This is a genomic window from Rhodococcus yunnanensis NBRC 103083, from assembly GCF_001895005.1.
Lineage (GTDB): Bacteria > Actinomycetota > Actinomycetes > Mycobacteriales > Mycobacteriaceae > Rhodococcoides > Rhodococcoides yunnanense.
Genome location: NZ_BCXH01000008.1, coordinates 1 through 19,897, shown reverse-complemented (window position 1 = coordinate 19,897; position 19,897 = coordinate 1). Strand labels below are relative to the sequence as shown.

The 19,897-nt window shown below is 63.7% G+C and carries 20 protein-coding genes and 1 pseudogene; 15 read left to right on the top strand and 6 right to left on the bottom strand.

Annotated elements, in window-relative coordinates; genetic code table 11:
• Positions 1-5 precede the first annotated feature (5 nt).
• The gene (locus RY1_RS14565) at positions 6-1,004 is read right to left on the bottom strand and encodes an MBL fold metallo-hydrolase (RefSeq protein WP_072804307.1); all 999 of its coding nucleotides are present in this window, start codon (positions 1,002-1,004) and stop codon (positions 6-8) included.
• 169 nt (positions 1,005-1,173) lie between these two features.
• Between RY1_RS14565 and RY1_RS14560 the strand changes: the two genes are divergently transcribed.
• From RY1_RS14560 to RY1_RS14535, 6 genes are read left to right on the top strand one after another with little or no spacing between them, the layout of a single operon-like run.
• Entirely contained in the window at positions 1,174-2,613 is a 1,440-nt protein-coding gene (locus tag RY1_RS14560) for a gamma-aminobutyraldehyde dehydrogenase (RefSeq protein WP_072804577.1), read from the top strand.
• On the top strand, positions 2,610-4,532 hold the full coding sequence (locus tag RY1_RS14555) for a primary-amine oxidase (RefSeq protein WP_072804306.1): 1,923 nt from the start codon (positions 2,610-2,612) through the stop codon (positions 4,530-4,532). The genes RY1_RS14560 and RY1_RS14555 overlap by 4 nt, the downstream gene beginning before the upstream one ends.
• Before the next feature lie 28 nt (positions 4,533-4,560).
• Entirely contained in the window at positions 4,561-5,457 is an 897-nt protein-coding gene (locus RY1_RS14550) for a universal stress protein (protein ID WP_072804305.1), read from the top strand.
• Positions 5,454-6,977 (top strand): APC family permease, encoded by a 1,524-nt coding sequence (locus tag RY1_RS14545; protein ID WP_072804304.1) that lies wholly within the window; start codon positions 5,454-5,456, stop codon positions 6,975-6,977. The genes RY1_RS14550 and RY1_RS14545 overlap by 4 nt, the downstream gene beginning before the upstream one ends.
• A 47-nt stretch (positions 6,978-7,024) precedes the next feature.
• The gene (locus tag RY1_RS14540; protein ID WP_072804303.1) at positions 7,025-8,011 is read left to right on the top strand and encodes a nitrilase-related carbon-nitrogen hydrolase; all 987 of its coding nucleotides are present in this window, start codon (positions 7,025-7,027) and stop codon (positions 8,009-8,011) included.
• A 23-nt stretch (positions 8,012-8,034) separates the two neighbouring features.
• A complete protein-coding gene (locus RY1_RS14535; protein ID WP_072804576.1) occupies positions 8,035-9,060 on the top strand; it encodes an agmatine deiminase family protein in 1,026 nt (341 codons plus the stop codon).
• Between the two features lie 5 nt (positions 9,061-9,065).
• On the opposite strand, the gene RY1_RS14530 is transcribed toward RY1_RS14535, so the two are convergent.
• The 3 genes from RY1_RS14530 to RY1_RS14520 are packed head-to-tail and all read right to left on the bottom strand — an operon-like array spanning position 9,066 to position 10,350.
• Positions 9,066-9,548, bottom strand: a complete 483-nt coding sequence (locus RY1_RS14530; RefSeq protein ID WP_072804302.1) for a DUF2029 domain-containing protein — start codon at positions 9,546-9,548, stop codon at positions 9,066-9,068.
• 5 nt (positions 9,549-9,553) lie between these two features.
• Positions 9,554-10,090, bottom strand: coding sequence for a hypothetical protein (locus RY1_RS14525; RefSeq protein ID WP_245819671.1), 537 nt, complete (start codon positions 10,088-10,090; stop codon positions 9,554-9,556).
• Between the two features lie 5 nt (positions 10,091-10,095).
• Positions 10,096-10,350 carry a helix-turn-helix transcriptional regulator gene (locus RY1_RS14520; protein ID WP_072804301.1) on the bottom strand — a complete coding sequence of 85 codons (255 nt, stop codon included), beginning with the start codon at positions 10,348-10,350 and terminating at the stop codon, positions 10,096-10,098.
• Positions 10,351-10,614: 264 nt separating this feature from the next.
• Between RY1_RS14520 and urtA the strand changes: the two genes are divergently transcribed.
• The 6 genes from urtA to RY1_RS14490 all read left to right on the top strand — a co-directional run bounded on the left by urtA (position 10,615) and on the right by RY1_RS14490 (position 16,145).
• A complete protein-coding gene (gene urtA / locus RY1_RS14515) occupies positions 10,615-11,889 on the top strand; it encodes an urea ABC transporter substrate-binding protein (protein ID WP_072804300.1) in 1,275 nt (424 codons plus the stop codon).
• 67 nt (positions 11,890-11,956) lie between these two features.
• Positions 11,957-12,841: an urea ABC transporter permease subunit UrtB gene (urtB, locus tag RY1_RS14510; protein ID WP_072804299.1), complete on the top strand. Its 885-nt coding sequence runs from the start codon at positions 11,957-11,959 to the stop codon at positions 12,839-12,841.
• Positions 12,838-13,929 carry an urea ABC transporter permease subunit UrtC gene (gene urtC / locus RY1_RS14505; RefSeq protein WP_072804298.1) on the top strand — a complete coding sequence of 364 codons (1,092 nt, stop codon included), beginning with the start codon at positions 12,838-12,840 and terminating at the stop codon, positions 13,927-13,929. Before urtB ends, urtC begins: the two co-directional genes overlap by 4 nt.
• On the top strand, positions 13,926-14,756 hold the full coding sequence (gene urtD, locus RY1_RS14500) for an urea ABC transporter ATP-binding protein UrtD (protein ID WP_072804297.1): 831 nt from the start codon (positions 13,926-13,928) through the stop codon (positions 14,754-14,756). The genes urtC and urtD overlap by 4 nt, the downstream gene beginning before the upstream one ends.
• The gene (gene urtE, locus RY1_RS14495; protein ID WP_072804296.1) at positions 14,749-15,441 is read left to right on the top strand and encodes an urea ABC transporter ATP-binding subunit UrtE; all 693 of its coding nucleotides are present in this window, start codon (positions 14,749-14,751) and stop codon (positions 15,439-15,441) included. Before urtD ends, urtE begins: the two co-directional genes overlap by 8 nt.
• A 14-nt stretch (positions 15,442-15,455) precedes the next feature.
• Positions 15,456-16,145 carry a GntR family transcriptional regulator gene (locus RY1_RS14490; RefSeq protein ID WP_072804295.1) on the top strand — a complete coding sequence of 230 codons (690 nt, stop codon included), beginning with the start codon at positions 15,456-15,458 and terminating at the stop codon, positions 16,143-16,145.
• A 9-nt stretch (positions 16,146-16,154) separates the two neighbouring features.
• Here the strand turns inward: RY1_RS14490 and RY1_RS14485 are convergent, their stop codons facing one another.
• The gene (locus tag RY1_RS14485; RefSeq protein ID WP_218019802.1) at positions 16,155-17,084 is read right to left on the bottom strand and encodes an ABC transporter substrate-binding protein; all 930 of its coding nucleotides are present in this window, start codon (positions 17,082-17,084) and stop codon (positions 16,155-16,157) included.
• A gap of 148 nt (positions 17,085-17,232) precedes the next feature.
• Between RY1_RS14485 and RY1_RS14480 the strand changes: the two genes are divergently transcribed.
• Genes RY1_RS14480 through RY1_RS14470 form a run of 3 tightly spaced genes read left to right on the top strand, consistent with a single transcriptional unit; the run spans position 17,233 to position 19,150 of the window.
• Positions 17,233-18,282 carry a M48 family metallopeptidase gene (locus tag RY1_RS14480; protein WP_072804294.1) on the top strand — a complete coding sequence of 350 codons (1,050 nt, stop codon included), beginning with the start codon at positions 17,233-17,235 and terminating at the stop codon, positions 18,280-18,282.
• Positions 18,279-18,605, top strand: a complete 327-nt coding sequence (locus RY1_RS14475; protein WP_072804293.1) for an MmcQ/YjbR family DNA-binding protein — start codon at positions 18,279-18,281, stop codon at positions 18,603-18,605. The genes RY1_RS14480 and RY1_RS14475 overlap by 4 nt, the downstream gene beginning before the upstream one ends.
• Before the next feature lie 11 nt (positions 18,606-18,616).
• Positions 18,617-19,150 carry a carboxymuconolactone decarboxylase family protein gene (locus RY1_RS14470; RefSeq protein WP_072804292.1) on the top strand — a complete coding sequence of 178 codons (534 nt, stop codon included), beginning with the start codon at positions 18,617-18,619 and terminating at the stop codon, positions 19,148-19,150.
• 297 nt (positions 19,151-19,447) lie between these two features.
• Here the strand turns inward: RY1_RS14470 and RY1_RS14465 are convergent.
• A pseudogene (locus RY1_RS14465) lies at positions 19,448-19,897 on the bottom strand (hypothetical protein); the annotation flags it as partial.

Here is a 19,897-nt window from a genome sequence, read left to right as displayed (position 1 = left end):
TACACTCAGCGTGATTTTTTCTCTCGAAGCAGGGTCCCCCCGTCGGCGAACGCGCGCGCTCGCCTGGCGAGGGTCGGCGGCGCGGCGGGCTTGCCGTCCCACAGTCGGTACAGCGTCGACAGGCTCAGCACGACCCTTTCGGGTGAACCCCAGTGCGCGAACGGCAGGAAGTCTCTCGACTGCATCATGTTCCGTGCCGCGTGCCTGGCCTCCACACCGGCGTCGAAGTGCTCTCGTGCGGCCGTCTCGACCCAGGTCCAGTAGTCGCGCACCGCCGCGACTTCCGCGGTTCCACACAGCGGCCCATGGCCCGGTACGTACACCTCCGCGTCCAGCGACAGCAGGTGATCGAGTGCGGCGGTCCAGTTACCGAGGGGACCGTGCCACACAACCGGTGTCGACCCGACGAACAACAGGTCGCCTGCGAACACCACGCCCGCGTCGGGTACATGGGCGATGAGGTCACCCGAGGTGTGTGCGGGACCGAGACAGCGAAGTCCGACCGAACGGCTCCCGACCGAGATCTGCTCGGTCACATCGAACGTGTGAGTCGGCATGCGCGGTGTTCTCCGTGGGAGTCGGGCACCGCCGCGGACGCGGTTCATGTAGCTCCCCATCGCACCGAGCGGTCCCGGCACCCACCCGACCATCGACCCGAGCGAGGCGAAGGCATGCACCGCGCGCGGCGGCGCCTCCTCCTTCATCGCATGCAGTGATGCGGTGCTCGTGATGATGCGTGCACCTGCGGGCACGGTGTCGTTACCCCACCAGTGATCACCATCGGAATGTGTGTTGACGACGTCGGTGACGGGCGCGTCGACGACCAACCTCGACGTCTCGTCGGCGATCTGCCGGGCTCGGTTCACGTCCCATACCGTGTCGACGATCATCGACGTGCTTCCCGGATCGACGATCAGTCCGGTGTTCGCCTGCCCCCAACTCCCCGACCACACGAACGCCCACGTGTTGTCCCCGACTTGCGTCGGCCTCGTCCCCTCGCTCATGCCCGAGGACGCTACCCGGTGCAGTTCCGCGCCGGAAGGACACTTCGTCCCTCCGATTCGAGATCGAATCGACATCTTGTCGGGTAGCGAAGATCACACTCCGGGTGGACGATTTGCAGAACCGAAACACGCCATCACTCGGCTGTGCACTGACGATGGGATTATCGCGATGACTGTGCAGGTCCTGCAGAACTACATCGGCGGAGAGTTCGTCACCCCGTCCGGAACCCAGTTTCTCGATGTGATCAACCCCGTCGACGAGCAGGTCGTCGCCAGGTCCCCGATCTCCGACGCCGCCGATGTCGACGCGGCCATGTCCGCTGCCGAAGTCGCATTCCGAACGTGGGGCAGAACCACACCGAGCGAACGACAGAAGGTTCTGCTGAAGTTGGCCGACGCGATCGAGGCGGCGAGCGACGAACTCGTCGAAGCGCAGAGCCGCAACACCGGCCAACCGAAGGCCACGATCGCGGCCGAGGAAATCACCGTCGGCGCGGACCAGGTCCGCTTCTTCGCCGGCGCCGCCCGCCTGCTCGACGGCAAGTCCGCGGGCGAGTACATGGACGGATTCACCTCCTACGTCCGACGTGAGCCCCTCGGTGTCGTCGGACAGGTGACGCCCTGGAACTACCCGTTCATGATGGCGATCTGGAAGATCGGGCCCGCATTGGCCGCAGGAAACACCATCGTGCTCAAACCGAGCGACACGACGCCGGAAAGCACTCTCGTGCTCGCGAAGATCTCCAAGGGCATCATCCCCGACGGTGTCTTCAACGTCGTACTCGGAAACGGCGGAACCGGCGCCGCGATCGTCGAACACCGCACACCCGCACTCGTGTCCATCACCGGTTCGGTGCGGGCGGGCATCGCGGTGGCGGTCGGAGCCGCCAAACAACTCAAGCGCGCCCACCTCGAACTCGGCGGCAAGGCCCCGGCGATCGTGTTCGACGACGTCGACATCGACAAGACTGCCGACGGCATCGGCGACGCCGCATTCTTCAACGCGGGCCAGGACTGCACCGCCGTGACGCGCGTTCTCGTCCACGAATCGGTGCACGACGAGCTCGTCGAGGCACTCGTGAAGAAAGCACGATCGGTCAAGGTCGGGCGACCGGACGATCCCGACGCCTTCTACGGACCGCTCAACAACGTCAGCCACTTCGACCAGGTGAAGTCGAAGGTCGAGGGCATCGGATCGCACGCCACCGTCGTCACCGGTGGACACCGCATCGGGGACACGGGCTTCTTCTTCGAACCGACCATCGTCACCGGAGTGAAGCAGTCCGACGCCATCGTCCAGGAGGAGACGTTCGGGCCCGTCCTGACCGTGCAGAAGTTCACCGACGAGGACGAGGCGATCGAACTGGCGAACGACGTCGAATTCGGGCTCGCGTCGAGCATATGGACCTCCGATCACGGACGAACGCTTCGCCTGTCGGCTGCCCTCGACTTCGGCGCGGTCTGGGTCAACTGCCACATTCCGCTCGTCGCGGAGATGCCACACGGGGGATTCAAGTATTCGGGGTACGGAAAGGATCTTTCCGCCTACGGCGTCGAGGATTACACGCGCATCAAGCACGTGATGAGCTCGACGGAGTCCATCCGATGAGCCATCCACTTGATCCCTTGAGCAGCGACGAGTTCACTTCCGTTGCAGCCGTTCTCGCTCGGGAGCACGAGGTCGGCGACGGGTGGCGGTACTGCTCGATCGAGATGATCGAGCCATCCAAAACGGCGATCGCGAGCTTCGATGCCGACGGGACGCGGCCTGCGCGTCGGGCAGTCTCGGTGGTGCTCGATCGCACCCACAACGCCATGTTCAAGGCCGTCGTCTCGCTCGACGACCTCGTCACCGAGTCATGGACGCACATCCCGGACGTGCAACCGAACTTCACCGTCGACGAGTGGGAAGAAGCCGACGCCGTCCTGCGCGCCCACCCCGATGTCATTGCGGCGCTGGCCGACCGAGGGATCACCGATCTGGACCTGGTGTTCATGGATACCTGGACCTACGGCGAGGCCGTCACACCCGAGAAGTACAAGGGTCGACGCCTCGGCTGGTCGGACACGTGGGTCAAAGCAGCCGAGGGTGCCAATCCGTATGCCGGACCGGTCGGTGGATTCCACTGCGTCATCGACGTCAACACGATGGAACTGCTCGAGATCGAGGACACCTACCGTGTCGAGCGCCCCGAGATCATGGGCGAGTACGTGCCGCGGCACATCCCGGAGCGCATCAGGAATGCGTCGACGAGACCGCCCTTGAAGCCGCTCGACATCACCCAACCCGAGGGCCCGTCGTTCGAGCTCGACGGCAACCTGCTGACGTGGCAGAACTGGTCGCTGCGGGTGGGATTCAACTACCGCGAGGGCATGACGTTGCACGCGGTGACCTACGACGACAACGGGAACATCCGTTCCGTCGCGAATCGAATGTCGTTCGCGGAGATGGTCGTTCCGTACCGCGACCACAGCGAGGACCACTACCGACGCACCGCGTTCGACATCGGCGAGTGGGGGCTCGGCTTCATGACCACCTCGCTCGAACTGGGCTGCGACTGCCTCGGCGAGATCCGCTACCTCGACGCCGTACTGCACGACAGCAAGGGCGAGCCGTACACGATCACCAATGCGATCTGCATCCACGAAGAGGACAACGCGGTGCTGTGGAAGCACATCGACCACGACGCAGGTACCGAGGTCAGGCGCATGCGCCGTCTCACGGTCAGCTTCCACGCCACCGTCGCGAACTACGAATATCTCGTGTACTGGCGGTTCTACCAGGACGGCAACATCGAGTGCGAGGTCCGTGCCACGGGGATCATGGTCGTGACGCACTTCGACGAGGGTGGCACTCACCCGTCGGGGACGCTGGTCGACAATCGAACGTACGCCCCATTCCACCAGCACTTCCTGGTAGCGCGACTCGATCTGGACATCGACGGCACCGAGAACACCGTCTATTCCAGTGAGACTCAGCAGGTTCCGATAGGACCGGGCAACCCGTACGGCCTCGCGCTCACCCAGGTCAACACCCCGCTGACAACCGAGTCCGAGGGCAAGCAGGACTACGACTGGAACACACAGAAGGCATGGAAGGTCGTCAACGACAACGTCACCAACGGACTCGGCACTCACCCGTCGTACAAACTCGTTCCCGGAGCGGCAATTCCGTCGATGTTCAATCCCGCCTCGCCGGTCTTCCAACGCGCCCAGGTCATCGGCCACACCGTATGGGTAACGCCCAATTCGCCCGAGGAGCGTTGGCCCAGTGGAGAGTTCGTCAACCAGAGCGGTGTCGACCACGGCCTGCCCGAGTGGACACAAGCGGACCGCAGCATCGAGAACACCGATGTCGTTCTCTGGTACACCTTCGGCATCCATCACATCACACGCCCCGAGGATTGGCCGGTGATGCCGGCGGACACAGTGTCGTTCTGGCTCAAACCGTTCGGATTCTTCGACCGAAACCCGTCGCTCGATGTTCGACCGTCACCGTCCCCTTCGGGTGACGGGCACTGTCATTGAAGATTCCCGTCACCGGAAGGGCAGCCACATGCGCCTGATCGTCGGATATCAAGCCACCCCGAGCGGTGAGGACGGTGTGGCGCTCGCCTCCGTTCTCGCGCGGACCTTCGACGCCAGGATGGACATCTGCGTCGTCCTCCCGTGCGAGCGGCCGGTGCCGTCGAAAGCTCCCGTCGAAACCGCCTACGACGACATCCTCGTGCAGCGCGCGACGGAATGGCTCGCCGACGCGTTGGCCCTCGTGCCGGAGGGCATCGAGGCCGAGGGCCACCTCCTGTTCGACGAGTCCTTCGCGCAAGGACTCATCGACTTCGCCGCCGATCACGAGCCGGACACGGGTGAGACCGACATGATCGTCGTCGGCGCCGCGAGCGACGGTCTCCTCGGAAGGCATGCGGTCGGCAGCGTGACCAGCGAGTTGCTGCACGTGGCGCACGTGCCGTTGGCGCTCGCACCGCGGGGAACCCGGCACAACCGAGTCGAGAAGATCCGTGAGATCACGTGCGCCGTCGGCAACCGTCCGGGCGCAGAAACGCTGACCGACACCGCTTTCGAGCTGTCCGCCAAGGCGTCGTCGCCTCTTCGGCTGCTCTCGCTCGTATCCCTCGACGGCCGTGCGGCAGGCGAGGACACGTACACACTCGCCGCTCGTGAACGCGATCGAACCAAGGCGGACGAGAACCTTCGCGCGGCGCACGCCTCACTTCCGGCAGGCACCGAGGTCCACTCGATCGTCGCCGAGGGCAACAGTATAGAAAAAGCAGTGTCGACGCTGGAATGGCACGAGGGCGACATCCTGATGGTCGGGTCCAGCCGACTCGGCCAACCACGCCGCCTCTTTCTGGGCTCCACCGCCGCGAAAATTCTTCGCGTACTTCCCGTCCCGATGATCGTCGTGCCGCGTGGTGAAGGAGATCGAGCATGAAGGAACACACGCACTACGACATCAAGGTCGAATCCAAAGGCCTGTCCGCCGGCCAACTCGGATTGCTGGCCAGCGTCGTGCTCGGCATCTCGACGATCGCCCCGGCCTACGCGCTGACGGCGTCGCTCGGTCCGACGGTCTCCGAGGTCGGAGTGCATCTGCCCGCGATCTTCATCGTCGGATTCATTCCGATGCTGTTGGTGGCGTTGGGATATCGCGAGCTCAATTCGGCCGAGCCGGACAGCGGGACGTCGTTCACGTGGGCATCGAAGGCCTTCGGCCCGTACATCGGATGGATGGGCGGCTGGGGCCTGATCGCCGCGACGATCATCGTGCTGTCCAACCTCGCAGGCGTTGCCGTCGACTTCTTCTACCTTTTCCTCGCACAGGTCACCAGCAACGATTCGCTCGCCGACCTGTCCGGCAACAAACCCGTCAACATCATCACCTGCCTGGTGTTCATGGCGCTGTCGGCATGGCTCTGCTATCGCGGGATGCAGGAGACGAAGGTCGTGCAGTACACGATGCTGACCTTCCAGCTCGTGGTCATGGCGTGGTTCATCATCGCCGCGTTCGTCAAGATCGGACAGGGCGAGGGTGCCGACGACATCAGCTTCAGCCTCGACTGGTTCGACCCGTTCGGCATCGAGAGCTTCTCTGCGTTCACCGCTGGGCTGTCTCTGTCGATCTTCATGTACTGGGGCTGGGACGTCTGTTTGACGGTCAACGAGGAGACCGCGGGCAGTGAGAAGATTCCCGGGCGCGCCGCGATCGTCACCGTGTTCTGCATCATCGTGCTGTACTTGCTGACCGCCGTCGCGACGCTGCTGTTCGCGGGTACCGGTGACACCGGCAACGGCCTGCAGAATCCCGACACCTCGGACAACGTGTTCGCCGCCCTGGCAAGTCCGGTGATGGGACCGTTCGCGGTGTTGCTGTCGCTCGCGGTGCTCAGCAGCTCGGCGTCCTCGTTGCAGGCAACGTTCATCTCCCCCGCCCGAACCTTGCTGGCGATGGGGCACTACAAGGCCATACCGGAGCGATTCGCCTCCATCACTCCGCGGTTCAGCACCCCCGGCTTCGCGACGATCGTTGCGGGCGTCGCGTCCGCCGGGTTCTACGCGGTCATGCGCGTGGTCAGTGACAACGTACTCACCGACACCATCGCAGCTCTCGGACTGATGATCTGTTTCTATTACGGCATAACGGCTTTCGCCTGTGTCTGGTACTTCCGCGAAGAGCTGTTCACCTCCGTCCGGAACTTCTTCTTCAAATTCCTGGCACCGCTGCTCGGCGGCGTCGGGATGGTCGTGGTGTTCGTGCAGACCTCGGTCGACGCGTGGGACCCCGAATTCGGCAGCGGTTCATCACTCTTCGGCATCGGGATGGTGTTCCTGATCGGTGTCGGAATCATTGCGCTCGGCATCGTGCTGATGCTGATCATCGCGGTGCGCATGCCGGAATTCTTCAAGGGGCACATCCTGAAGAAGGACACCCCGGCGTTGGTCATCGAGGACTGAGGCCGACCGCACCCGAAAAAGTCACATTCGTTGTCACAGGAGTCCCGATGCAGATCCTCCACAATCTCACCGCGCCAGCGCCGCTGTCTCGTACGACGCCGAGCGACCGCGCACCGCTGCGCGTCGGGCTCGTGCAGCATCGATGGAACCCCGATGCCGCAGCGCTGCGCCGAGAACTGCTGCAGGCTATTGCCGAGGCAGCAGGACTGGGCGCCACGGTGGTCTTCCTGCCCGAGATCGCGCTGCTGCGCTACCCGGCAGACACTCGCGCACCCGCGAATCCAGGCCGCGACGCCGAGGATCTGCTCACCGGCCCGACGTTCTCGTTGGCCGCCGAAGCTGCGCGGGCGAACGGCATCGTCGTGCATGCATCGTTGTACGAAAAAGTACAGGAAGCAGACGGTCTCGGGTTCAACACTGCCATTTTGGTAGGGGCGACCGGTGAGCTCCTCGCTCGCACCCGCAAGCTTCACATTCCGATCTCCGCGGGCTACTACGAGGACACCTACTTCCGCCCTGGCCCCGCAGACGACCCCTATCCCGTGTACACGCCGGAAGGCTTGGGCGGCGCACGGATCGGTCTGCCGACGTGCTGGGACGAATGGTTTCCCGAGGTCGCCCGCAGCTACTCACTCGGCGGCGCCGAGATCCTCGCCTATCCGACGGCCATCGGATCGGAGCCTGCGTTCCCGAAGTTCGACACCCAGCCACTGTGGCAGCAGGTGATCGTCGCCAACGGCATTTCCAGCGGACTGTTCATGGTCGTGCCCAACCGATGCGGCGCAGAAGGCAACATCACCTTCTACGGCTCGTCGTTCATCTCCGATCCGTACGGCCGCGTACTCGTCCAGGCTCCGCGCGACGAACCTGCCGTTCTCGTCGCCGATCTCGACCTCGACCAGCGCCGGGACTGGCTCGAGCTCTTTCCGTTCCTGCTCACCCGTAGGCCCGACACGTACGGCAGCCTGACCGAACCGGTGGATCCTTCCAGGCCCTACGGCGACGGCCACGAAGCAACCGAGGTGATCACGTGAGCACTGCAGGCCCTCACTACACGATGCCGGCCGAGACCGCGCCGCAGGACAGGGTGTGGATGGCGTTTCCGTGCGAGGGGTATTCGCTCGGCGACGACGAGGCAGCCAAGGACGAAGCCCGGTCGACGTGGGCGGCCGTCGCGCACGCCGTTCTGGAGTTCGAACCTGTCACGGTCGTCGTCGATCCGGCGGAAGCTGCGATTGCGCGGAAGTATCTGTCCGGGGGCGTCGACATCGTCGAAGCGCCGCTCGACGACGCGTGGATGCGCGACATCGGTCCCACGTTCGTCCATGCGGCCGACGGTTCCGTCGCTGCGGTGGACTGGGTGTTCAACGGCTGGGGCGGGCAGGAGTGGGCGCAGTGGGATCGCGACTGTCGGATCGGCGAGTTCGTCGCGGATCTCTCCGGTGCACCGCGGGTGGTCTCGCAGATGGTGAACGAGGGCGGCGGTATCCAGGTCGACGGAACCGGCACCGTGTTGGTCACCGAGACAGTGCAATTGGATCCCGGCCGCAATCCCGGTCTGTCGAAGGCCGATGTCGAAGCCGAGCTGGCACGAACCATCGGCGCGAGCCACGTCATCTGGTTACCACGCGGCCTGACCCGAGACTCCGAACGCTTCGGCACCCGGGGCCACGTGGACATCGTCGCATCCATCCCGACGCCGGGGACGGTCATGGTTCACCTCCAGCGTGACCCGAAGCATCCGGATTACGAGGTGAGCAAGCAGATCGTGGACGTGCTCGGCTCCTCGCACGATGGACACGGGAACGAGTGGGCCATCGTGGAGATGCCCGCTCCCTGCGTGCTGAAGGACTCGGGGGGGTACGTCGACTACAGCTACATCAACCATCTCGTCGTCAACGGCGGCGTCATCGCCTGCAGCTTCGACGATCCGGCCGACGCCGAGGCCACATCCATTCTGCAGCAAGCCTATCCGGGGCGTAAGGTCGTGACGGTCGATGCGCGCCCCCTGTTCGAACGTGGCGGCGGAATTCACTGCATCACGCAGCATCAGCCTTCCCCGCAGGACAATTCAGCGCACTGAGCGGCTCAGATCTCTTCTGCCTCGAAGCGCGCGTTGCGCTTACGCAGGTACCAGATTCCGGCACCGACGACGCCGCCACCGGCGAGACCGCCGACGATGCCACCGGCCCACGTACTGGCATCGACGAAGAGATCGGGTTGCAGCGTCACCAGCGCTCCGATGTAGCCGACCAGGATGATCAGCGCGACGACGAAGCCGCGGACGCGGCCGATTCTCGACGCGGTGTACAGGTTCACGCCCCGGGCCCAGGAATAGCAGATCGTCAGCGTGGTGACGACCGTGAGGACGAGCAACAGACCGAGTGCGATCCATGCCCCGGTCCGATCGAGGGTCCAGGCAAGCACTGCCGCAGCGATCATCGCCGCCCAGGAGAACAGCTGAAACCCTATGGCAGAAGCCTCGTTCCACACATCCCGCTGCCGTTCGTCGTCGTAGAATTCGTCGTCGAGGTCGCCGACGAAGCGCAGAGTCTTGACGAAAGGGTTCATGGTGATCAGCCTTCCTTCTCGAGTTCGAGGAGCTCTTCCTGTTCGGCGCGGGCTTCGTCTTCACGTTCCAGCCGTCTCTTGCGGACGATGCCGTGGATGCCGGCCGCGAGGCCTGCGCACACACCGATCGAGGCACCCGCTGCGATGGACCGCGTGTTCCCGCCTCCGTATTCCGCCAGAAGCGTCACTGCCGCGCTACCTGCACCGAGCAGGTAGATGCCGGTAGCGCCGTAGATGCGTGCACGAGTGAGCTTCTGCGACGTATGCATGTCGAGACCGCGCGCCCTCGTGTACCCGAGCACCGCGGTCGCCACCGACAGAAACACGAGCAGCACTCCCACGCTGGTCCAGCTACCGGCGATCCCGGCGACCCAGGGAAGGATCGCGGCCGCAACGAGCGAGACCCAGACGAACAGCTGGAACCCGACGGCGGAGGCTTCGTTCCATACGTCCCGATGCAGTTCGTCGTCGTAGAATTCGTCGTCCAGGTCGCCGACGAAGCGCATCGCCCTGATGAATCTGCTCATGGTGAATCTGCTCATGGTCGTCACTCCCCTTCTCCGAACAGCGCCTCGACCGTGGCATCGAGCGCCTTCGCCAGCTTCAGCGCCAGGTAGACGCTCGGCGCGTAGTCGCCGCCTTCGACGGAGACGATGCTCTGCCTGCTGACCCCACATGCCTTCCCGAGCTCGGCCTGCGTCATCCGCGCGGCCTTCCTGAATTCACGCACCGCGTTGGTCTTCAAGGCGTTCGTCTTCAAGGCGTTTGCCTTCGACGCAGTGGTCTTCAGCGCGTCGGTCATGACAAAAGTCAAGCCGACTTGTCACCGGATGTCAACCCCTCTTGTCATTCCGAGTGGTTGCCGCGCAACGGCTGCGCCCACCGCCGCACGTGCCGCCACATCCGTCGTCGCCGCCGAATCCCCGGATGGGCGGCGCGCCACCATGTTTACAGTTCGGTAATACGCGAAACGAACTCGTCACCGCGCAACATGTCCGCGCAATACTTCCCCTTTACTGTCTGCAATCGCGAATACAACTCCGTATACAAGCGAAAGGGCTGCAAGATGCCTGCTCTTCCTTCCAGTAAGTTCGCCATCCGCGCGCTGGTACTTCCGGCCGCACTGGCGATGGTCGGCCTGACCCTCACCGCGTGTGGGAGCAAGGCCGGCGATACCGCATCGAGCGACAGTGGCGCGGCATCCGAGTCGTGCGTCGACACCTCGGGCGACACCATCAAGGTCGGTTCGCTCAACTCACTGTCCGGCACCATGGCCATCAGTGAAGTGACAGTGCGTGATTCGATCGCACTCGCAATCGAGCAGATCAACGCCTCCGGCGGAGTCAACGGAAAGCAGATCGAGGTCGTCGCCGAGGACGGCGCCTCGGAGCCGACCGTGTTCGCGGAGAAGGCCGAGAAGCTGATCAGCAGCGACTGCGTTGCAGCAGTGTTCGGCGGATGGACGTCGTCGTCGCGCAAGGCCATGCTGCCGGTGTTCGAGGACAACGACGCACTCCTGTACTACCCGGTGCAGTACGAGGGCCTCGAAGCCTCCGACAACATCTTCTACACCGGTGCCACCACCAATCAGCAGATCATTCCCGCGCTCGACTACCTGAAGGAGCAAGGAGTCAAGTCCCTCTACCTGGTCGGCAGCGACTACGTCTTCCCGCAGACCGCCAACCGTGAGATCAAGGCATACGCCGAGGCGAACGGCATCGAGATCAAGGGCGAGGACTACACCCCCCTCGGATCGACGGACTTCTCCACCATCGTCAACAAGGTTCGCGCCGCCGATGCCGACGCCGTGTTCAACACCCTCAACGGCGACTCCAACGTCGCCTTCTTCCGCGAGTACACCAATGCAGGCCTCAAAGCCGCTGACATGCCGGTCATTTCGGTATCCATCGCGGAAGAGGAGGTCGCGGGCATCGGCGCACAGAACATCGAAGGTCAGCTGACTGCCTGGAACTACTACCAGACCGTCGACTCACCGGAGAACACCACGTTCGTGGCCGACTACAAGGCCAAGTACGGCGCCGACAAGCCCACCTCCGACCCCATGGAGGCCGCCTACACCTCGGTCTACCTCTGGAAGAACACCGTCGAGAAGGCAGATTCGTTCGCCGTCAGCGACATTCAGGCAGCGGCCGACGGCGTCAGCTTCGCCGCCCCCGAGGGCGAAGTCGTCATCGACGGCGACAACCACCACATCTCCAAGACCGCACGCATCGGCGAAATCCGTGCCGACGGCCTGATCTACACCGTCTGGGAGTCGCCTGCACCGATCGAGCCCGACCCCTTCCTGGAGACCTACGACTGGGCTTCCGACCTCAACTGACCACCCTCGTGAGCCTCGCGCGTACCCAGTACGTGCGAGGCTCACGAGCTCCGAAGAAGGAGCCTTCATGGATGTCGTAGTCGGGCAGCTGTTCACCGGCCTGAGTATCGGATCGATTCTTCTGCTCGCGGCGTTGGGTCTGTCGCTGACGTTCGGGCAGATGGGCGTCATCAACATGGCCCATGGTGAGTTCATCATGGCCGGGTCGTACACCGCGTACGTCGTACAGCAGGTCGTCTCCACCGGCGGAGCGTCCCTGTTCATCTCACTGATCGTCGGATTCGGAGTGGGCGGCGCCATGGGCGTCCTGCTCGAGGTCACACTCATCCGGCGTATGTACCACCGTCCGCTGGACACGCTGCTCGTCACGTTCGGTGTCGGACTGGTTCTGCAGCAGCTCGCCCGCGACATCTTCGGCGCCCCCGCCGTCAACGTCGTCTCTCCCGGTTGGCTGTCCGGCGGCGTCGACATCCTCGGGGCAGTCATCCCGAAGACCCGAATCTTCATTCTCGTCCTGGCGATCGTCTGCGTTCTCGCACTGTCGTTCGCGCTCAAGACAACTCCGATGGGCCGACGCATCCGCGCCGTCGTGCAGAACCGCGATCTCGCCGAGACGTCGGGCATCTCCTCACGCAAGACCGACATCTCGACGTTCTTCATCGGTTCCGGCCTCGCCGGAGTCGCAGGCGTCGCGCTGACGCTCATCGGTTCCACCAGCTCCACGGTCGGCCAGAGCTACCTGATCGACGCATTCCTGGTGGTCGTCGTCGGCGGACTCGGGCAGATCAAGGGTGCGGTGATCGCAGCCTTCGCGCTCGGCATCATCAACTCGTTCATCGAGTACAACACCACCGCGTCGATCGCCAAGGTCATCCTGTTCGTCCTGATCGTGATCTTCCTGCAAGCCCGCCCGCAAGGCCTGTTCGCGGTCAAGACAAGGAGTTTGGTATGAGTACCTTCATCGCGAAACGTGGTGCACTTCTGGGCTTCGCGGTCGCCGCCATCCTTCTGTTCGCCGTCGCACCCGCTGTTCTCAGCGACTTCCGCCTGAACCTGCTCGGTAAGTTCATCTGCTACGCGATTGTGGCAGTCGGCATCGGATTGGCCTGGGGCAGAGGCGGAATGCTTACGCTGGGTCAGGGCGTGTTCTTCGGACTCGGCGCCTACATCATGGCGATGCACCTCAAGATCTCCGACGCCGACCTGCGCGGTGACGCGGTTCCCGACTTCATGTCCATCGCAGGCATCCGTGAACTGCCGTCGTACTGGGTTCCGTTCCAGTCGCCGTTCGTCACCATCCTCGGCATTCTGTTCGTCCCGGGCCTCGTCGCCCTCGTGCTCGGCCTCGGCGTCTTCAAACGACGGGTCAAAGGGGCATACTTCGCGATCCTCAGCCAGGCGCTGGCCGCTGCTTTCGCGATCCTGCTGATCGGGCAGCAGAGCACAGGTGGATCCAACGGCCTCAACAGGTTCCGGACGTTCTTCGGATTCAACCTGAACGACCCCGTCAACAAGCAGATGCTGTTCTTCATCGCTGCAGGCGTGTTGCTCGCCGTCGTCGCGATCACCCGCCAGCTGATGTACTCCAGGTACGGTGAACTTCTCGTCGCGGTACGCGATCAGGAAGAACGCGTTCGGTTCCTCGGCTACGACCCCGCCAACGTCAAGATCGTCGCGTACGTCACCGCTGCGTTCTTCGCGGGACTCGCAGGTGCACTGTTCGTACCGATCGTCGGCATCGTCTCCCCCAACGACGTCGGCATCGTCCCGTCCATCGCATTCCTCATCGGAGTCGCGATCGGCGGACGCACCACACTCCTCGGCCCTGTCCTCGGCGCCCTCGGTGTCGCATGGGCACAAACGACACTGTCGGAGCAGTTCCCGTCCGGTTGGACGTACGCGCAGGGTCTGCTGTTCATCGTCGTCGTCGGGTTCTTCCCCGCGGGCGTAGCAGGGCTGTTCACGTTGAGGCGACGCAAGAAGGCGAAAGCGGGCACCGCCGACGTCGTCGAGGTCGAAGAGAAGGAGCTGGTCACATGATCCACGTCGAAGGCAACGCGCCCACGTTCGGCGGCAATGCCGGAATGTCGAGCCAGTATCTGGAAGTGCGTGGCCTCACCGTCAGCTTCGACGGTTTCAAGGCCAACACGGATGTGGATCTGACTCTCATGCAGGGTGATCTACGGTTCCTGATCGGCCCCAACGGTGCAGGCAAGACCACCCTGATCGACGCCATCACCGGACTCGTCCCGGCCACCGGGTCGGTCACCAAATCCGGGGTCGAACTGCTCGGCAAGAAGGTGCACCAGATAGCGCGGCTCGGTGTCGGCCGCACTTTCCAGACCGCAAGCATCTTCGAACAGCTGACCGTGCTGCAGAACCTCGACATCGCAGCAGGATCCGGTCGTAAGTGGACGACCATGCTGGCCAAACGCAAGTCCGTCTCCGCCGAGATCGAGGAGGCGCTGGACACCATCGGACTCGCCGACGTGCGGGACAAGCCCGCAGGCATTCTTGCGCACGGGCAGAAGCAGTGGCTCGAGATCGGAATGTTGTTGGTACAGAACGCCGATGTTCTCCTTCTCGACGAACCTGTCGCAGGCATGAGCCACGACGAACGCGAACAGACCGGCGAGCTCCTTCGCCGCATCGGTGGGGAACGCACGGTCGTCGTCGTCGAGCACGACATGGACTTCATGCGTGCTTTTGCCACCTCGGTCACCGTTCTTGCCGGCGGAAAGATCCTGTCCGAGGGAACCGTCGCCGAAGTGCAGGCGGACCCGAAGGTCCAAGAGGTCTACCTCGGCACTGCCGCCGCGGGCGAAGAGCTCGAGCAGATCGCAGAAGAAGGAGAGAGCAATGCTTGAACTCGTCGACGTACGTACGGGTTACGGCCGCAGCGAAGTCATCCACGGTGCGTCTCTCACGGTGCCCGCCGACGGCGTCGCCGCAGTCATGGGACACAACGGTGCAGGCAAGACGACGCTTCTTCGCGCGGCGGTCGGATTGCTGAAAGTCACATCCGGCAAGGTGATCTTCGACGGGGAGGACGTCAGCTCGCTCCGCCCGAGTGCCCGCGTCGCCCGCGGCCTGGCGTACGTCCCGCAAGGGCAACAGTCGTTCGGGCAGCTCACGACGGCTGAGAACCTCCAGGTCGTCGCCGACGGCCGCAAGCGCGGAAAGGCGCTGATCGACGAAGCTCTCGACCTCTTCCCGGCATTGAAGGAACTGCTCACCAGACGTGCAGGCCTGTTGTCCGGTGGTCAACGACAGCAACTGGCGATTGCTCGTGCATTGATAACCGAACCGAAGATGCTGATTCTCGACGAACCCACCGAAGGCATCCAGCCGTCCGTCGTCGCCGAGATCGAACGCACCATCCTCGACCTCACGCGACGCGGTGGCCTCGGCGTACTGCTCGTCGAGCAACACATCGGGTTCGCTCTGGAATCTGCGCAGAACTACTACATCCTCGAGGCCGGGCGCATCACATCCACCGGCACCGGTGGTGGCGATTCCGAGGCCGACGTGCGTGCAGCGATGGCGATCTGACGGCGTGTACAGCAATGGCACGTAAAACACTGCCACGTAAGGACCTTCGCGAGAAGGTATACGTTTCACTTCGCCGGGATCTGATCTCCGGCGCCATCACTGCAAGCGAACGTCTCGGCGAGGAACGGCTCGCCGAATTGTACGGCGTCTCACGCACACCCGTGCGTGAGGCGTTGGCACGGCTGCAGGCCGACGGCCTCGTCACCCGCGGCGACGACGGACTGCACCCCTACCGGCCACACGTCGACGATCTCGCCGACCTGTACGAGCTGAGACAGACTCTCGAAGTGCGCGGGATAGTCAGGGCCATCGAGGATTCCACTCTCCACCACGACGCCGAGGTCATCTCGGACGAGTTGGAGATCTGGCTGACGGCACGTGAGTCACCGCCCGACGACACCGACATGATGCTGATGGACGAACGGTTCCACACGAGCCTGCTCGCCGCGTCGGGCAATCATGCCCTCACCGAGGCACTGCGCGCCGTCAACGCCAAGGTGCGGCCGGTGCGAATGCTGGGCGCCATGCCCTCCGACGACATTCTCGCCCGGATCGACGAGCACATAGCCATCGGTGAGTCGATCGTCGAGGGCAGACTCGACGACGCACGGGCCGCGTTGATCGCTCACATCGACACCTCACGGGATCGGGTACTCGTACGCGCCAGGCAAGCCGTATCGATGGCAGGCGCCCTCCGACTCTGAGGGACCGTGTCAGTTCTGCTGCGAGAGAATGCGTTCGATGTCGTCGAGCACGGTTTGACCGCCCTTGGGCCCGACGCCGGTGATCCAGTACGACTGGTCCACCGCGTGCGGATTCGGCAACGCCGCCGCGTTGGCGGTGATCGACGCCGGAATGGCGTCAGGGGCAGCCGGATTCGTCGTCGTGACCACGATCAGGTCGGCGCGCGCTTGCCCGACGAGTTCCGGTGAGAGGTCGACCGATATCTCGTCGGCCCACTCGTCGCGCGGTGGGGTCTCGAAACCTGCGCACTCGAGAGTGCTTCCCGCGAAGGAGAGCGGTCCGTACAGCGTGAGCACTTCGTCGCGCGGCCGGATGAGCTGTGCCGTCTTGCCCGCGGTCTGGTACTCGGATGCGATGTCCTCGCACCGGTCTCGGTAATCGCCGAGGAGCGCCTCCGCCTCGTCCTCGCGGCCGAGCGTACGTCCGACGAGACGGACGTTGTCCTGCCAGGGATCCGATTGCGACGCCATGAAGACGGTCGGTGCGATCGCGGCCAACTGGTCGTAGTACTCCGAGTGACGGGTCTCGGTGCCGAGGATGAGGTCCGGCTTCAGCGCCGCGATCGCCTCGATCTGCGGTTCGGCAACCGTGCCGACGGAGGTGATGCCCTCGGCTTGCTCTCCGAGGTAGGCGGGCACTCCCGTCGCCTCGCTCAGAACGGCCGTGCCGACGGGAATGACACCGAGCGCCACACTCGTGTCGAGTTCGACAGGTTCCAACGTGACGATGCGCACTGGCGACGCAGGCACCTCCGTCGTCCCGCGGGCATGTTCGACGGACCTGGTCCCCGAATCCGCGGTAGCTGCCGCTCGGTCGTCCGCCGAACAGGCGGTGAGAGTCAAGGCGGACGCGGCGAGTACTGCCACGAACCCAGCGAACGTCGAGCGTGTTTTCGGCACTGTTCTTCGAATCCTTCGCGTGTCGATGTGGTTGAAAGGTGAAGGTTAGCCTAAGCGTGGGTGACGCTGACAGTGCTCGTACGTACCGACCGAGCAGCCGGTTTTACTGATACTTTGGACAACGAGTCTTCGACGCTGGGAGAATGGTTTGACGTCAGCACCCGATCGCACGCGCACAGAATTCCCCGACATCAGCTCGCGCACGTGGGAACACCCTTCGGATCGGGCAGCGCTCGTCACCCTCCGAACACTCAAGGGGTTCGACACGGTGCTGCGGACGCTGTCCGGGCTTCTCCAGGAGCGACAGCATCGGTTGATGTACCTCGCCACGTCGGTTCGCGTCGACAGCAGGCAGTTCAAGGACCTCGACGATCTCCGTGCGGATTGCGTCCGGATACTCGGCGCCGAGGAAGTGCCGGAGATGTTCGTGTTGCAGTCCCCGATGGTCAACGCGTTCACGATCGGAATGGACCGGCCGTTCATCGTCGTGACAACCGGTCTTCTGGACATACTGACCTACGAGGAGCAACGCTTCGTCGTCGGACACGAACTGGGACATGCACTGTCCGGGCACGCGGTGTACCGCACGATTCTCATGCACCTGATGCGCCTGGCCGGGACGATCGGGTGGATTCCGGTGGGCGGCTGGGCTCTTCGGGCCATCATCGCGGGACTGATGGAATGGCAACGCAAGTCCGAACTTTCGGGCGACCGAGCCGGATTGCTGTGCGGCCAGGACATTCACACCGCCATTCGCGTTCAGCTCAAGCTGGCCGGTGGGGCACGGATCAGCGAGATCGACATCGACGCATTCCTCGCCCAGGCCGCTGAATACGAGGCCAGCGGAGATCTCCGCGACGGCGTGCTCAAACTACTCAACATCGAACTGTTGTCGCATCCGTTCTCGGTGCTCCGCGCATCCGAGTTGAAGAAATGGGTCGACACTGGTGGCTATGCCGCAGTGCTCCGCGGCGACTACCCACGGAAGTCGCAGGACCACGAAGCCAAGGTCGGCGACGAGTTCCGGAGCGCAGCCAAGACCTACAAGCAGAATTTCGATACGTCCGAGGATCCGCTGATCAGGACCATCCGCGACCTCGGCAGCGGCCTCACCGGAGCCGTCGATGCCGTCGGCAACGGCATCGGCGACGTCGCATCCGACATCAAGAATCGGTTCGATCACTGGCGCAAGTCGTGACCTCGCCCGGCCGCGTGCACGCACTGTGCGGCGCGCTGCCGGGTGCTGCGCTGACTCATCCGTTCGGACCCGACACATCCGTCTACAAGACAGCGGGCAATGTATTCGCGGTGATCGGAGCGGGCGAGGACAGACTCACCCTCAAATGCGCCCCTGAGCACGCGGCTGTGCTCGTGGGTGAACACGAGCACATCGTGCCCGGTTACCACATGAACAAGCGGCATTGGATCACGATCGACCTCGGCGGTGAGGTTCCCTTCGAACTCGTCGAGGATCTGATCGACGACTCGTACCACCTGGTGCACGACAAGCCGCGCAGGTAGCGTCGAGACTCGTGAGCACACCACGCATCCCGACCGGCTCGTTCAAGGATCTCGGCCCGATCAACTGGACGCTGTGGCGGGCCCTGTCGAAGGTGGCAGGCACACCGGACGCCCACCTGTTCAGTACCGTCGGCCGCGCGAAAGGGCTGTTCCGCGGGTGGCTGATCTTCAGCGGACGAATGATGCCCGGGGGCCGGATCTCCCGTAAGGAAACAGAATTGGTGATCAACCGTGTCGCCTTCCTCCGAGACTGCGGATACGAGATGGATCACCACAGCCGACTCGGCCGGCGATTCGGAGTGACCGCCGAGCTACTCGCACTCGTACACGAGGGGCCGTCCGCCGACGGCCTGAGCGATCGACACCGAACCATCCTGACCGCCACCGACGAACTACTCGACACCAAGGACCTGTCGGACGTGACGTGGCGCGCACTGTCGCACGAGTTCGACGAGCGGCAACTGATCGAGTTCCTCTTCCTCGTCGTTCAATACGACGCCCTCGCAACCACTATCGGCACTCTCAGGATCGAGCGCGACTTCTGATAGGTGCACACCCTCGACATCGGTGGCCGACGCCAGGCGCGCCCTGGAGTTTCGCCGCACCTCTGACCCCTACAACGCAAACATCCGCTTAAAACCGAAGTTTCGGTTGTAAGCGGATGGCGGCGTTGTAAGGAAAATCAGAAGTTGATCATGTGCATGGTCAGCAGCGGCAATCACGGTCAGCGCATGACTGTAGGCGGCACATGTGTTGCTCAGTGCCGCTCCTGGCGTCTCAGGCCCCCTGCGCGGAGCCCCACCCGCGGGGCGTAGGGATGACAAGCCCCCTACGCCCCGCGGTCAGGCAGGCGGTGGTACGCCCGGCTCCGACCCGCAGGTCCCAGGCCCATCAGACTTGCCCGATCCTGCACTGTTCGATCCTGCGCTGTCGGAAGCTGTGATGTTCGATCCTGGGTTGTTCGATCCTGCGTTGTTCGATCCTGTCCCGCCCCAGAATCCACTGTCCTGCGCGTGCCTGCCCTGCGCGTGCCTGTCCTGCGCTGCCCGGTCTTTCGGCACCTGCACCGACCCCGCCCCGGACTGCGCAGAATAGATGTACTCGTTCGGATGATGAAAATGATTGACCCGACCCCGACGAGAAGGATCCACCGACACCGGAGCATGCCACAACGTACGACCCGGATACTCATGACCCGGACCCGCCTTCGTCGTCGCCCACTGACCATCACCCGAACCCACCCACCCATGATGCTCATCGCACCCGAACGTCAACGAATCGATATCGGTATT

Excerpts from the sequence above, each read along its gene's own strand:
- urtD (WP_072804297.1), top strand. The coding sequence starts at position 13,926 with ATGATCCACGTCGAAGGCAACGCGCCCACGTTCGGCGGCAATGCCGGA.
- RY1_RS14560 (WP_072804577.1), top strand. The coding sequence starts at position 1,174 with ATGACTGTGCAGGTCCTGCAGAACTACATCGGCGGAGAGTTCGTCACC.
- RY1_RS14565 (WP_072804307.1), bottom strand. The coding sequence starts at position 1,004 with ATGAGCGAGGGGACGAGGCCGACGCAAGTCGGGGACAACACGTGGGCG.
- urtB (WP_072804299.1), top strand. The coding sequence starts at position 11,957 with ATGGATGTCGTAGTCGGGCAGCTGTTCACCGGCCTGAGTATCGGATCG.
- urtA (WP_072804300.1), top strand. The coding sequence starts at position 10,615 with ATGCCTGCTCTTCCTTCCAGTAAGTTCGCCATCCGCGCGCTGGTACTT.
- RY1_RS14525 (WP_245819671.1), bottom strand. The coding sequence starts at position 10,090 with ATGAGCAGATTCACCATGAGCAGATTCATCAGGGCGATGCGCTTCGTC.
- RY1_RS14545 (WP_072804304.1), top strand. The coding sequence starts at position 5,454 with ATGAAGGAACACACGCACTACGACATCAAGGTCGAATCCAAAGGCCTG.
- RY1_RS14490 (WP_072804295.1), top strand. The coding sequence starts at position 15,456 with ATGGCACGTAAAACACTGCCACGTAAGGACCTTCGCGAGAAGGTATAC.
- urtC (WP_072804298.1), top strand. The coding sequence starts at position 12,838 with ATGAGTACCTTCATCGCGAAACGTGGTGCACTTCTGGGCTTCGCGGTC.
- RY1_RS14540 (WP_072804303.1), top strand. The coding sequence starts at position 7,025 with ATGCAGATCCTCCACAATCTCACCGCGCCAGCGCCGCTGTCTCGTACG.
- RY1_RS14550 (WP_072804305.1), top strand. The coding sequence starts at position 4,561 with ATGCGCCTGATCGTCGGATATCAAGCCACCCCGAGCGGTGAGGACGGT.
- RY1_RS14535 (WP_072804576.1), top strand. The coding sequence starts at position 8,035 with ATGCCGGCCGAGACCGCGCCGCAGGACAGGGTGTGGATGGCGTTTCCG.
- RY1_RS14530 (WP_072804302.1), bottom strand. The coding sequence starts at position 9,548 with ATGAACCCTTTCGTCAAGACTCTGCGCTTCGTCGGCGACCTCGACGAC.
- RY1_RS14520 (WP_072804301.1), bottom strand. The coding sequence starts at position 10,350 with ATGACCGACGCGCTGAAGACCACTGCGTCGAAGGCAAACGCCTTGAAG.
- urtE (WP_072804296.1), top strand. The coding sequence starts at position 14,749 with ATGCTTGAACTCGTCGACGTACGTACGGGTTACGGCCGCAGCGAAGTC.
- RY1_RS14555 (WP_072804306.1), top strand. The coding sequence starts at position 2,610 with ATGAGCCATCCACTTGATCCCTTGAGCAGCGACGAGTTCACTTCCGTT.